Annotated in this window: 14 protein-coding genes; 12 read left to right on the plus strand and 2 right to left on the minus strand. The window is 43.4% G+C overall.

What is annotated here, in order from left to right; genetic code table 11:
• The first annotated feature begins 54 nt into the window (after positions 1 to 54).
• From G590_RS0103950 to G590_RS0103985, 8 genes are all read left to right on the plus strand, one after another.
• On the plus strand, positions 55 to 1,140 hold the full coding sequence (locus G590_RS0103950) for a GGDEF domain-containing protein (protein WP_022764373.1): 1,086 nt from the start codon (positions 55 to 57) through the stop codon (positions 1,138 to 1,140).
• Between the two features lie 84 nt (positions 1,141 to 1,224).
• Positions 1,225 to 2,604: a uracil-xanthine permease family protein gene (locus tag G590_RS0103955; RefSeq protein ID WP_022764374.1), complete on the plus strand. Its 1,380-nt coding sequence runs from the start codon at positions 1,225 to 1,227 to the stop codon at positions 2,602 to 2,604.
• A gap of 141 nt (positions 2,605 to 2,745) precedes the next feature.
• Entirely contained in the window at positions 2,746 to 2,859 is a 114-nt protein-coding gene (rpmJ, locus tag G590_RS0103960; protein ID WP_013280022.1) for a 50S ribosomal protein L36, read from the plus strand.
• Between the two features lie 170 nt (positions 2,860 to 3,029).
• Positions 3,030 to 3,398 (plus strand): 30S ribosomal protein S13, encoded by a 369-nt coding sequence (gene rpsM / locus G590_RS0103965; RefSeq protein WP_022764375.1) that lies wholly within the window; start codon positions 3,030 to 3,032, stop codon positions 3,396 to 3,398.
• A 95-nt stretch (positions 3,399 to 3,493) separates the two neighbouring features.
• The gene (rpsK, locus tag G590_RS0103970) at positions 3,494 to 3,901 is read left to right on the plus strand and encodes a 30S ribosomal protein S11 (RefSeq protein ID WP_022764376.1); all 408 of its coding nucleotides are present in this window, start codon (positions 3,494 to 3,496) and stop codon (positions 3,899 to 3,901) included.
• Positions 3,902 to 4,051: 150 nt separating this feature from the next.
• On the plus strand, positions 4,052 to 4,645 hold the full coding sequence (gene rpsD / locus G590_RS0103975) for a 30S ribosomal protein S4 (RefSeq protein WP_022764377.1): 594 nt from the start codon (positions 4,052 to 4,054) through the stop codon (positions 4,643 to 4,645).
• Between the two features lie 63 nt (positions 4,646 to 4,708).
• Positions 4,709 to 5,665, plus strand: coding sequence for a DNA-directed RNA polymerase subunit alpha (locus G590_RS0103980; RefSeq protein WP_022764378.1), 957 nt, complete (start codon positions 4,709 to 4,711; stop codon positions 5,663 to 5,665).
• 157 nt (positions 5,666 to 5,822) lie between these two features.
• Positions 5,823 to 6,359, plus strand: a complete 537-nt coding sequence (locus G590_RS0103985; RefSeq protein WP_022764379.1) for a bL17 family ribosomal protein — start codon at positions 5,823 to 5,825, stop codon at positions 6,357 to 6,359.
• Between the two features lie 136 nt (positions 6,360 to 6,495).
• On the opposite strand, the gene G590_RS0103990 is transcribed toward G590_RS0103985, so the two are convergent.
• Positions 6,496 to 7,383 (minus strand): M15 family metallopeptidase, encoded by an 888-nt coding sequence (locus G590_RS0103990; protein ID WP_022764380.1) that lies wholly within the window; start codon positions 7,381 to 7,383, stop codon positions 6,496 to 6,498.
• Between the two features lie 12 nt (positions 7,384 to 7,395).
• Positions 7,396 to 9,045, minus strand: coding sequence for a dicarboxylate/amino acid:cation symporter (locus G590_RS0103995; protein ID WP_022764381.1), 1,650 nt, complete (start codon positions 9,043 to 9,045; stop codon positions 7,396 to 7,398).
• 123 nt (positions 9,046 to 9,168) lie between these two features.
• Between G590_RS0103995 and G590_RS0104000 the strand changes: the two genes are divergently transcribed.
• From G590_RS0104000 to truA, 4 genes are read left to right on the plus strand one after another with little or no spacing between them, the layout of a single operon-like run.
• Complete coding sequence (locus tag G590_RS0104000; RefSeq protein WP_022764382.1) at positions 9,169 to 10,014, plus strand: energy-coupling factor transporter ATPase; 846 nt, start codon at positions 9,169 to 9,171, stop codon at positions 10,012 to 10,014.
• Entirely contained in the window at positions 10,005 to 10,853 is an 849-nt protein-coding gene (locus G590_RS0104005; RefSeq protein ID WP_022764383.1) for an energy-coupling factor transporter ATPase, read from the plus strand. Before G590_RS0104000 ends, G590_RS0104005 begins: the two co-directional genes overlap by 10 nt.
• Complete coding sequence (locus G590_RS0104010; protein ID WP_022764384.1) at positions 10,853 to 11,659, plus strand: energy-coupling factor transporter transmembrane component T family protein; 807 nt, start codon at positions 10,853 to 10,855, stop codon at positions 11,657 to 11,659. Before G590_RS0104005 ends, G590_RS0104010 begins: the two co-directional genes overlap by 1 nt.
• Before the next feature lie 17 nt (positions 11,660 to 11,676).
• Positions 11,677 to 12,465 (plus strand): tRNA pseudouridine(38-40) synthase TruA, encoded by a 789-nt coding sequence (truA, locus tag G590_RS0104015; RefSeq protein ID WP_026493911.1) that lies wholly within the window; start codon positions 11,677 to 11,679, stop codon positions 12,463 to 12,465.
• The last annotated feature ends 28 nt before the right edge of the window (positions 12,466 to 12,493 follow it).

Below are 12,493 nucleotides of genomic sequence, written 5' to 3' on the forward strand. Positions count from 1 at the left end.
AAATATATTCATAACTGATAATTATATTTGCAGAATCTCATTTGAGAGGGTGCTATGCTTGAAAAGATATATCAAAGTTATGATGATAATAATTACTATATAGATATGAACAAGAAAAGGTTAGCAGGTGAAAACGCCTATACTGTAGGCGGCATGCTGACTTTTTTTATTGCCTTAAGTGTTATATTCACTACTTTCGCTATTGCAGTTGGAAATGGAATTCCGCATCATGCAGGATTTTTGCCTGCAATAGGTGTACTTGTCATTCTGTTTTTTATTAACAGGTTTGTTGCCGGTAAAGAACTCAGTTTTGGAGTGGTACGAATCTATGCCCTTTTTGTCTATACACTTGTCATTGTTGCCTTTTCCTTTGCGGATATATATATTTATCAGAAGTCCAGAGCGGTATTTTTCCCGGTGGCAATAGTTCTTTTGTCTGCCCTTTATATGGATTATTTCTGGGTAATGTGTCTGTATAAAGTGGTAATGGGTATAGTATTCATCTTGATGGATTCGTATTTTAAGAGCGAAACTCTTTTTATCAATGATATTACTGTAACCGCATTATCGGTGCTTGCATCTATGTTCTGCTTTTCAGCTATCATACACAGTTCACTGTCGAGACACGAGGATAGTGCACAGCTGGTTAAAAAGAGTCAGACAGACCTTCTTACAGGTCTTTTAAACAAGGTATCATTTGAGGAGGAAAGCAGGAACTATCTTGGCAGACGTGTACTGGGAGCCAGGTGTATGCTGTTCATATTTGACCTGGATGATTTCAAGAATGTCAATGACAAGTATGGCCACCAGACAGGAGATAAAACCTTAAAGCTCTTCTCGGAAATTCTTAAGGGGTATTTTCACCCGGATGATGTGATCGGAAGAGTGGGCGGTGATGAGTTTATGGTTCTGGTACTTGGCGAGATGCCGGACGGCTTTGTCGACAGGCGATGCCGAAGTATTATTCATGAATTCAGAACCACAGAAATAGACGATGCAAGAGGATTTACCTGCAGTATCGGAATAGTGGAAGATACACAGGGACATACATTTGATGAGCTTTACAAAGCAGCTGATGCAGCCCTTTATAAAGCCAAGCAGGGCGGTAAAGCAAAATATATTCTGGAAGAATGCAAATAATTTTACCGGGGTGATTAACACCCCGGTTTTTTGTGCTATACTGATGAATTGAAGGGTCTACACAATTTCAGATTGGAGGAGAATATGGGAGAAAAAAGACAGGCTATTTATGATGCCACAACACTGGGGAAACCTAAAATGGCGATACTTGGACTACAGCACATGTTTGCTATGTTCGGCGCCACAATTCTAGTTCCTATTTTGGTCAACGGTTACTTTAACGGCGAGGGACTATCGGTTCAGGTCACACTATTCTTTGCAGGACTTGGAACACTTCTGTTTCATCTTTGTTCTAAATTCAAGGTTCCGGCTTTTCTGGGATCATCATTCGCATTTCTCGGCGGCTTTGCCACAGTAGCAAATCTTAATACCGGAAAATACGCTAACATGACTTATGGGGAGAAACTTCCATATGCATGCGGAGGTATTGTAGTTGCAGGACTTCTTTATCTTGTTCTTGCGCTTATCTTTAAGCTGGTAGGGGTTAAGAAGGTTATGCATTTCCTTCCTCCTGTCGTAACGGGCCCGATCATCATCTGTATCGGACTTTCACTTGCGCCATCTGCGATTTCTAATGCATCGGCCAATTGGATTCTGGCTATCATAGCATTTCTGGTTGTAATTTTCTTTAATATATGGGGCAAAGGAATGTGGAAGATCATTCCTATCCTTATGGGCGTTGTTATCTCTTATGTTGTTGCAGTAATATTCCAGGCTCTTGGTATGACAAATGCTGACGGCTCCGCAATTATTGATTATGCACCTATAGCTACGGCTGCATGGGTCGGAGTTCCCAAATTTGTAATTGCCAAATTTGATGTTACAGCAATTCTTGTAATGGCTCCTATCGCAATTGCAACCATGATGGAGCATGTTGGAGATATCTCAGCTATTTCCGCAACAACTTCAAACAACTTCATCGAAGATCCCGGTCTTAACAGGACACTGCTCGGTGACGGACTTGCAACTGCTCTTGCAGGATTGTTCGGAGGCCCTGCAAATACAACATACGGTGAGAATACAGGAGTCCTTGAGCTCTCCAAAGTATACGATCCCAAGGTAGTACGAATTGCAGCTGTTTATGCAATAATCGTCAGTTTCATTCCTAAGATTGCTGATGTAATAGGTACAATGCCTACAGCTATCATCGGCGGAATAAGCTTTGTGTTATACGGAATGATCTCTGCAATCGGTGTAAGGAATGTAGTTGAGAACAAGGTTGACTTTACAAAATCTAGAAACCTGATAGTCGCTGCGGTTATTCTTGTATCCGGACTCGGATTTACAGACGGAATTACATTTACAGTCGGAAGCACATCAATAACACTTACTTCACTGGCAATTGCAGCACTGCTCGGAATTATTTTAAATGCAATTCTTCCCGGAAATGATTACAATTTCGGAGAGAATTATAAGGGCGATATCAACAGAGGCGTTAGTTTCAACAATATAGAAGAAGAGTAAATCGAAAAATAATCGATTTTTTGTAAAAAATCTGTTGCGTATTGATTTCAGTTATGTTATATTATAAGTCGGTCTTTTTGTGAGAAGGGCATATTATGCCCTTCTCAAGGCATTTTATCCATGCGTAAGAAAGGAGTAACAATGAAAGTTAGGTCTTCTGTTAAGCCTATGTGCGAAAAGTGCAAGGTTATCAAGAGAAAGGGCGTTATCAGAGTTATCTGTGACAACCCTAAGCACAAACAGAGACAGGGTTAATTCGAGCCGTTTTCGGATTACTTTTTGATACCAATATAGAACATGCTGATCTATAGCGTATTGGAAAGATCGGACCCGTTTCTGTCCGATTGGGCGTAACCTTATATGGCCCCAATCAAACAAGTAACTATTTTTTATCATTATTATTTATTTTTATGGAGGATTTTTAAATGGCTCGTATTGCAGGTGTTGATTTACCTAGAGATAAGCGAGTAGAGATCGGTTTGACATACATCTACGGTATCGGTAGAACAAGCTCAAACAAGATTCTTGAAGCAGCAAAAGTAAATCCGGACACACGTGTTCGTGATCTTACAGACGAAGAAGTAAAGAGAATTGCCGAGATCATCGGTAACGACTACGATGTAGAAGGTGACCTTAGAAGAGAAGTTGCCATGAACATCAAGAGACTCACAGAGATCGGATGTTACAGAGGCGTACGTCACAGAAGAGGACTTCCTTGCCGTGGTCAGAGAACCAAGACAAATGCAAGAACAAGAAAAGGACCAAAGAGAACAATCGCTAACAAGAAGAAATAATCTTCAGTAGCTTTTGAAAAATGAGCCCGGGCATGGCGAGTTCAGAACAGTAACAAAAAACAAAGATTTATAGGAAGAAAGTAGGTTAGTTTAAAATGGCAAATCAGAAATCATCAGCAGCAAAGAAATCAGCTGCTAAGAAACGTGTCAAGAAAAACGTTGAACACGGACAGGCACACATCCAGTCATCTTTCAACAACACAATCGTTACATTGACAGATGCTGCAGGAAACGCTCTTAGCTGGGCAAGTGCCGGTGGTCTGGGATTTAAGGGTTCAAGGAAATCTACTCCTTATGCTGCACAGGTAGCTGCAGAGACAGCAACTAAGGCTGCACTTATTCACGGCCTTAAGACTGTTGATGTATTCGTTAAGGGACCAGGATCAGGAAGAGAAGCTGCAATCAGAGCTCTTGCTGCAAGCGGCCTTACAGTTACATCTATCACAGACGTAACACCTGTACCACATAACGGATGCAGACCACCTAAGCGTCGTAGGGTTTAATCTAAACCCAATGTTTGCGGGTTACATGTGCAAATATAGATTATTATTTTTGACAATTAACTCGTTGGACGAAGGTGCGAATTAAGATTTAAAGCATTGTAAACAACATCAGATGAAGAATTCATCTGAGAAAAAGAAAGGAGCCAAACAATGGCAGTAAACAGAGTTCCCGTTTTAAAGAGATGCAGATCTCTTGATCTTGATCCAACATTCCTTGGATATGACAAGAAGTCAAAGAGAACATCAGCTAGAGCTGGTAAGAAGATGAGTGAGTACGGACTTCAGCTTCGTGAGAAGCAGAAGGCTAAGTTCATTTACGGAGTACTTGAGAAGCCTTTCAGAAACTACTATGACAGGGCTGATAGAATGAAGGGTCAGACAGGTTCAAACCTTATGACAATTCTTGAGACAAGACTTGATAACGTAGTTTTCAGAATGGGATTTGCAAGAACAAGAAGAGAAGCTAGACAGGTTGTTCTTCACAAGTTCATCACTGTAAATGGCAAGGTTATCAACATTCCTTCATACCTCATCAAAGCAGGTGATGTTATCGAAGTAAAAGAGGCTGCAAAGAACATCCAGAGATTCAAGGATATCTCAGAGATCACTGCAGGTAGACTTGTTCCTGAGTGGATCGATGTTAACAAGGAAAACCTCCAGGGTACAATCAAGGAGCTTCCTTCAAGAGAAGCTATCGACGTTCCTGTAGACGAGATGCTTATCGTCGAGTTGTACTCTAAATAATAATTGCATTGCAATTCATTATTATTATAAAATGTTAACAAACCACATAAGGAGGGTATATCAGTGTTTGATTTTGAAAGACCAAATATTGAAGTTGCTGAAATCTCAGATGATAAGAAGTATGGTAAATTCGTAGTCGAGCCTCTTGAGAGAGGTTACGGTATTACACTGGGCAATTCCCTTCGTAGGATTATGCTCTCTTCATTACCAGGAGCAGCAGTAAGTCAGGTCAAAATCGAAGGCGTATTACATGAGTTCAGTTCTATTCCCGGAGTTAAGGAAGATGTAACTGAGATCATCATGAACATCAAGAACCTTTCAATCAAGAACAGTTCTGATACAAACGAGCCAAAAACTGCATATATTGAGTTCAATGGTGAGGGCGTAGTAAAGGCTTCTGATATTCAGGTTGACCAGGATATCGAGATCATGAATCCTGATCAGGTTATCGCCACACTTTCCGGCAAGGATGCTAAGCTCTACATGGAGCTCACCATCACAAAGGGAAGAGGATATGTAAGCTCTGACAAGAATAAGACAGGTGATCTTCCTATCGGTGTGATCGCTATCGATTCTATCTACACTCCTGTTGAGAGAGTAAATGTAACTGTAGAGAACACTCGTGTAGGTCAGGTTACTGACTTTGATAAGCTTACACTTGATGTTCACACGGATGGAACACTTGGTCCTGACGAGGCTGTAAGCCTTGCAGCTAAGGTTCTCAGTGAGCACTTGAGCCTGTTCATTGATCTTTCCGAGAATGCTAAGACCGCTGAGGTTATGGTAGAGAAAGAAGATGATGAGAAGGGCAAGGTTCTCGAAATGTCAATTGATGAACTTGAGCTTTCAGTTCGTTCATTCAACTGCCTTAAGAGAGCAGGCATCAATACCGTTCAGGAGCTTGCAAACAAGACTTCTGACGATATGATGAAGGTTCGTAATCTTGGACGTAAGTCACTTGAGGAGGTTCTTGCTAAGCTTGATGAGCTCGGACTTTCACTCAGACAGGACGGCGAATAATTTTGTTATATGATTTCCGCTAAAGGTAAATCCGATGCGTACTGAGGTGGATTCTCATAATGGATCATTAACAGCATCTAAGGAGTAAGACCGATGAGCATCCTTTGATGTACCACAGCAGGGGGAACCCTGCAGATGAGAAAGGAAGTAATTTAAAATGGCAATGTACAGAAAGCTTGGAAAAGCAACAAAACCTAGAAGAGCACTTCTTCGTAACCAGGTAACAGCACTTCTTTACAATGGTAAGATCATTACCACAGAGGCAAGAGCTAAGGAAATCAAGAAGATCGTAGAGCCTATGATCACTCTTGCAGCTAAGGAGAAGGACAACTTCGAGACAGTTACTGTTGAAGCTAAGGTTCCTGAGAAGGACAAAGATGGCAAGAGAGTAAAAGAAGTTGTAGATGGCAAGAAGGTTACTAAGTATACAACTGTTAAGAAGGAAATCAAGAAGGATATGCCTTCACGTATGCACGCTAGACGTCAGCTTCTTAAGACTCTTTACCCTGTAACTGAGGTTCCTACTGAGAAGGCAGGAAGAAAGAGAAACACAAAGGAAATTGATCTCGTAGCTAAGCTTTTCGATGAGTATGGCCCTAAGTACGCTGGACGTAAGGGTGGTTATACAAGAATCGTTAAGATCGGTCAGAGAAAAGGCGACGCAGCAATGATGGTTGTTCTTGAGCTTGTGTGAGCAACGAGCCACGCGAAATAATAAAAGAGATGTATTCGGCATTTATGCCGAAATACATCTCTTTTTTATTTCATGCGGCGACTGCCGCAACAACGAGGGATTGCGGAGCAATTCCGAGTCCGTGGTCGTTGCGGGGTTACTTTTTTTCGAAGTGCTGATAGTCTTTACTATTATTCCAGTCTCCACCCCACTTAAAACCATGTTCCTTAAAGAGCTTATAAGCCAGATCGTTTTCGTCAATCTTGTAAGGGAATGAAGCAGATCTGTCAGCGTAAGCTTCACTGCCCTCAGGAGATATCTTTGTGGTACCGTCTTTGTTATACGTAACGTACGGGTTATAGAATGGATTGAGATCAATTGCTCTGCCGTAGGCATGATTGGAAAGCTTGGTTGTTCCTTCAACTACGCGATAGTTAAAACATGAAGTGTTGTTGGCGAGCATTGATGCTGTATCATCACCACCGTATTCATCAACAAGTCTTACACTTTCAATTCGATAATCGTTAGTATAGAGTTCGTAGAAGATTTCTACCATATCTTCAGCGAGAGCTTTGTTGCAGATGAGCTCTCCGGTCTGTGTTTCTCCGTTAAAATCAATATACTTTAGACCCATATACCTGAGTTCATCAAGTGATACTGTGCAGTCAACAGGATAGGATATTCCTGATATGCGCTTGAAAACATCATTGGATATAGGTTCATAGTAAAATCCATCCATGTAGGTGATCCTCTCAGGTGATGGCTCGGTATCAGGTTCCGGTTCGGGCTCGGGTTCCGGTTCTTCGATGATTTCCGGCTCAGGATCGGGGGTGACGATAACTTCAACTTCAGGCTCGGGCTCTTTTACCGGCTCAGGTTCCGGTTCCTGAATCTCTTCTACAGATGATGAAACTGCAGCTGTTTCAGGATTCTTTTTTGCATAATCCGAAAGAGTCTCGCCTCCTGCAAGAAGCCTTGCACCTGCAGCTGCTACGATGATGACTCCCGCCAGAAGTGCAAACTCTTTTAAATACTTAAACCTCATTGTGTTATTACCTCAGCTGTTATATTTTTCAAGGTCCAGTAGACCTTCATTGCTTGCGACAATTACCGCAGTAGCCATGTCTCCTGTAGTATTGGACATTGTATCAGTCATGTCAAGAATAGGATTGATGGCGATAATAAGGCCCAGCGCTTCGATAGGAATGTTAAGTGATTCCGCTACGACACCGAGGCAGATGAATGCACATCCGGGAACGCCCGGTGCTCCCAGAGAGAGCATTATTATGGTGAATGTCAGGGAAATAAGCGAAGGCAGGTCAACTACGATGCCATAGGCTTTTGCCAAAAAGAGACCGATTATGGTCAGGTAAAGACATACACCATCCATGTTGATGGTTGCTCCGAGAGGAATGGAGAAATTTGCAACCTTTGGTGAAACGCCCAGCTTCTCGGTGCAGATTCTCATGTTTGTGGGCATTGCTGCTGAGCTGGAAGAAAGCGTTAAGCTGGTAAATATTCCTTCCTTGTCGTTTTTAAAAAACTTAAGAGGGTTGAGTCTGCCGATAATAAGGATCAGAAGTCCGTATATGCACATCATGCAAAGGATCGCACCGGTATGTGTCAGTGTGACGCTAAGTATTGAAAGAAGCGAATCTCCGCCGAGCTTAATAACAAGAAGTGATATTGAAACAAAAGCTGCAAGCGGAATAAATCTGGTTATCAGAGTTGTGATGGTTAAAAACAGTGTGTTCAGGGCATCAAAAAGCTCTTTTAGCATAGAAGAGTACTTACCCACCATTCCGACAGAGATTCCGCACAGCATAGCCAGAAAGATCAACTGGAGGGTATCGGATTCAAGGAATGGAGATAAGAAGTTGGAAGGCACGATATTGAGTAGCGTCGACATTATGGATGTGTCCACAGAAGTATCCACGTTTACAGCCTGAGTGGCGATTCCGGAACTCAGTGCGAAGCCGAATTCTCCGGGCTGTACGAGGTGAAAGATACCAATGCCTAAAACAACAGCGATTACCGTGGTCAGGAGATACATTGATATGACACGGCTGCCGATCTTGCCGACTTCCGAAAGATTTGTAAATTGCGAGAAGCAGGAAACAATGGAAAAGAATACCACCGGAGCAATGATGATCCTAATGGCATTCATGAATATGGTTTTGATGGGCTCTAATATGTAGGTGCAGAGCCCGGTGTTAACGGAGGCAGGGAAAAGAAATTTCGCAAGAAATCCGAATGCCAGTCCAAGGAAAAGCGCATAAATAGCGGAGTTGTTGAGCTTTTGCTCTGACTGGCCGGCAACTATCCTGACGTGGTTAATATTGTTTTTGTTTCTGTATTTGAAATTCTCGCCGAAGGAACGCAAAAGGACAGCACGAATGGCGCTGACGCTGGCATCTTCGCTGAGGTCATCTTCATCGGAATAGGGTGAAAACTCCTCACCCTTCATGGACAGATTGACACTGGTTTCGCCAAAGAACTGTTTGACCTGGATCCTCAGATCGGTATTTGACGGAGCGTGCTTTAGAAGGTCAGCTATTATTTCCTCGGAGATCAGTTCGGTTTTTTGAATGAGTTTTTTGCCGACAGACATCTCGTTTAAGCTGTTTTCAATAAAGCTCATTACGTCAGACATAAAGGTGTAACTGCCTGAATTATAGAATGCAGTTATGTTTCTGATCTTTTTCATTACGTAGCAGCTCCTTTTGGTTTTGTCCGTGATCGCGATCACATATAAAAATTATATCATGCGAAGCGCTTAAAGTTGTATTATCCCTTGAAATCTAGTAAAATTAGCACTGTTATGAAGAAAATGATCCGTACAGACAAACTGGTATTTGAATATATAAGGCGCGACGAGGAAGGTAACGTTGAGGGCATCACAAGAGCCATTGATGATGTCAACCTTTCTGTGGAGCCCGGGCAGTTTATTGCTATTTTGGGCCACAATGGTTCAGGCAAGTCAACGCTTGCCAAACATTTTAATGCGCTACTTTATCCTACTGAGGGTGAGGTCTATGTTGACGGGATGCTGACAGAGGATGACGACCATCTCTGGGATGTCAGACAGGAAGCGGGCATGATCTTCCAGAACCCTGATAATCAGATAATCGGACAGGTTGTAGAAGAGGATGTCGGCTTTGGCCCTGAGAATATGGGCGTTCCAACAGATGAGATCTGGGAGAGAGTGGATGAGAGTCTTAAGGCTGTCCGTATGGACAAATTCAGAAAGTCTTCTCCGAACCATCTTTCCGGCGGTCAGAAGCAGAGAGTATCCATTGCCGGCGTAATTGCTATGCATCCCAAGTGCATCATAATGGACGAGCCTACAGCCATGTTGGATCCCAACGGCAGAAAGGAAGTAATAAGAGCTGCCAGAGGACTTAATCAGGTTGAAGGAATCACGGTTATTCTTATAACTCACTATATGGAAGAAGTTGTGGATGCGGACAAGGTCTTTGTCATGGACAAGGGCAAGGTTGTCATGGAGGGAACTCCAAGAGAGATCTTTGCACAGGTGGACAAGCTCAAGGCGCTCAAGCTCGGCGTTCCGCAGGTGACGCTTCTTGCACATGAACTCAGAAAGAGCGGTGTTCCGCTCCCTAATCCAATCCTTACGAGAAAAGAGCTTGTGGAGGCCCTTAAGGCATGTCGATAATTTTAAATCACGTAAATTACATATATGATGAAGACACTGCCATGGCCAGCGCAGCTCTTGTTGATGTGTCATTGAAGATTCCCGACGGCCAGTTCATCGGGCTTATCGGACATACGGGGTCAGGTAAGTCGACGCTGATCCAGCACATGAACGGACTGGTCAAGCCGTCAAGCGGTCAGGTATTTTTCAACAACGAGGACATCAACGAGAAGGATTATGACAAAAAGAAGCTCAGAGCCAAGGTTGGCCTTGTTTTCCAGTATCCTGAGCATCAGCTGTTTGAGTCAGACTGTTTTAAGGATGTGTGCTTTGGACCCAAGAACCTGGGACTTTCACAGAAGGAAGTTGAGCTGAGGGCGTACGAGGCTTTGAAACAGGTTGGCTTTGATGATGATTACTTTTATCAGTCCCCGTTTGATCTTTCCGGCGGCCAAAAGAGAAGAGTGGCTATCGCGGGTGTTCTTGCCATGAAGCCTGAGATACTTATCCTTGATGAGCCTACAGCCGGTCTGGATCCCAAGGGACGCGAGGATATACTGAATCTCATATCTGATCTTCACAAGACCATGGGCATCACCATTATTCTTGTGAGCCACAGTATGGAGGATGTTGCGGATTACGTTGAGAGGATCATCGTAATGAACAAGGGCAGGGTAGCCTTTGATGCGGAGCCCCGAGAGGTCTTTTCCCATTATAAGGAACTTGAAGAGATAGGACTTGCTGCGCCTCAGGTAACATACTGCATGCAGGAGCTTAAGGCCGCAGGTTTTGATGTGAGTACTGATATTACAACTCTGGAAGAGGCAAAAAAAGAGATTTTAAAGGCGCTGGGTAAATAATGCTTAGAGATATTACACTGGGACAATATTATAGGACGGAATCGGTGATCCACGCCCTTGACCCGAGAGTCAAGATTGTTGGAACCTTCTCCTTTATTATTTCCCTGTTTCTGGTCAAGAATTTCATAGGATATGTCATTGCGGGACTTTTTCTTGTCATCTGCATAAAGCTTTCAAATGTGCCTCCAAAATTCATTTTTAGGGGCATGAAAGCGATTTTTTTCCTGCTTATGATAACAATGGTCTTCAATCTGTTTTTGACGCCGGGAGAGCCTCTGGTGAGTTTCTGGAAGCTGCAGATCACCAAGGAAGGTCTGAAGCTTGCGATCATGATGGGAATAAGGCTTGTGTTCCTTATTACCGGATCATCTCTGATGACCCTTACGACGACTCCCAATAACCTTACAGACGGTCTTGAGGATCTTCTCAAACCCCTCAAGAAACTAAGGGTTCCGGTACATGAGATTTCAATGATGATGTCTATTGCCCTCAGATTTATCCCTATCCTCATGGAGGAGACGGACAAGATCATGAAGGCACAGATGGCAAGAGGCGCGGATTTTGAGAGCGGATCCATCATGAACAGAGCCAAGAGCCTTGTTCCGCTACTTGTACCACTGTTTATATCCGCATTCAGAAGAGCCAACGACCTTGCAATGGCCATGGAAGCGAGATGCTATCGCGGCGGAGAGGGCAGGACCAAGATGAAACCGCTTGTTTACAAGAGGATTGATATTGTCGGACTTGCTGTGATTTTCGGATATGTGGTCTGCTGCATCGTATTTGGCAGGATCCTTTTTAGATAATTTTGGTAAAAGAGCTGATGAGTGAGAAAAGACGTGTGATGCTGGTGGTGTCCTATGACGGAACAGCCTACAACGGCTGGGCACTTCAGACGAGCACCCACAACACAATTGAAGAGATGTTAAACCGCGCAATTCATGGGCTTACGGGAGAAGAGGTGCAGGTTATCGGCGCCAGCAGGACTGATGCCGGGGTTCACGCCTATGGGAACATAGCTGTTTTCGATACTGCCAGTTCAATTCCGGGAGAGAAATTCTCTTTTGCCCTGAATCATATATTGCCGGACGACATAAGAGTGGTGAAGTCGCAGGATGTTGCTGCGGACTTTCACCCAAGGCACTGCGATACAGAGAAAACTTACGAATATCGCGTTCTCAACACTCAGTTTGAGATCCCTGTGAAAAGACATTACACCTATCATTTCAGTATGCCTCTGGATGTGGATGTGATGCAGAAAGCGGGAAAATATCTGGTTGGAGAGCACGATTTTACGAGCTTTTGCAATGTTCAGTCCCAGGCGCTGACTCATGTGCGTACCATCAAGGATGTCAATGTGAGGCGCGAGGGTGATGAAGTCATTATTTCCGTGACAGGTAACGGATTCCTCTACAATATGGTGAGGATCATCGCCGGAACGCTGCTTCAGATAGGAAGGGGCAAGGGCAAGCCTTCGGATATAACAGGGATGCTTGAAGCAAAAGACAGATCGGCAGCAGGACCGACAGCTCCTCCACAAGGTCTTTTCCTGATGGAATACAAGTTCCTGAATGGAATTCCCGGGCCTTTGGAAAATGCAAATAATTGTTGACAAATATTGGCAGATAGTCATATAATAT

The sequence above is a fragment of the Butyrivibrio sp. XPD2006 genome, assembly GCF_000420865.1.
GTDB lineage: Bacteria > Bacillota > Clostridia > Lachnospirales > Lachnospiraceae > Butyrivibrio.

Coding starts and splice junctions, on each gene's coding strand:
- G590_RS0103950 (WP_022764373.1), top strand. CDS start 55: ATGCTTGAAAAGATATATCAAAGTTATGATGATAATAATTACTATATA.
- G590_RS0103955 (WP_022764374.1), top strand. CDS start 1,225: ATGGGAGAAAAAAGACAGGCTATTTATGATGCCACAACACTGGGGAAA.
- rpmJ (WP_013280022.1), top strand. CDS start 2,746: ATGAAAGTTAGGTCTTCTGTTAAGCCTATGTGCGAAAAGTGCAAGGTT.
- rpsM (WP_022764375.1), top strand. CDS start 3,030: ATGGCTCGTATTGCAGGTGTTGATTTACCTAGAGATAAGCGAGTAGAG.
- rpsK (WP_022764376.1), top strand. CDS start 3,494: ATGGCAAATCAGAAATCATCAGCAGCAAAGAAATCAGCTGCTAAGAAA.
- rpsD (WP_022764377.1), top strand. CDS start 4,052: ATGGCAGTAAACAGAGTTCCCGTTTTAAAGAGATGCAGATCTCTTGAT.
- G590_RS0103985 (WP_022764379.1), top strand. CDS start 5,823: ATGGCAATGTACAGAAAGCTTGGAAAAGCAACAAAACCTAGAAGAGCA.
- G590_RS0103990 (WP_022764380.1), bottom strand. CDS start 7,383: ATGAGGTTTAAGTATTTAAAAGAGTTTGCACTTCTGGCGGGAGTCATC.
- G590_RS0103995 (WP_022764381.1), bottom strand. CDS start 9,045: ATGAAAAAGATCAGAAACATAACTGCATTCTATAATTCAGGCAGTTAC.
- G590_RS0104000 (WP_022764382.1), top strand. CDS start 9,169: ATGATCCGTACAGACAAACTGGTATTTGAATATATAAGGCGCGACGAG.
- G590_RS0104005 (WP_022764383.1), top strand. CDS start 10,005: ATGTCGATAATTTTAAATCACGTAAATTACATATATGATGAAGACACT.
- G590_RS0104010 (WP_022764384.1), top strand. CDS start 10,853: ATGCTTAGAGATATTACACTGGGACAATATTATAGGACGGAATCGGTG.
- truA (WP_026493911.1), top strand. CDS start 11,677: ATGAGTGAGAAAAGACGTGTGATGCTGGTGGTGTCCTATGACGGAACA.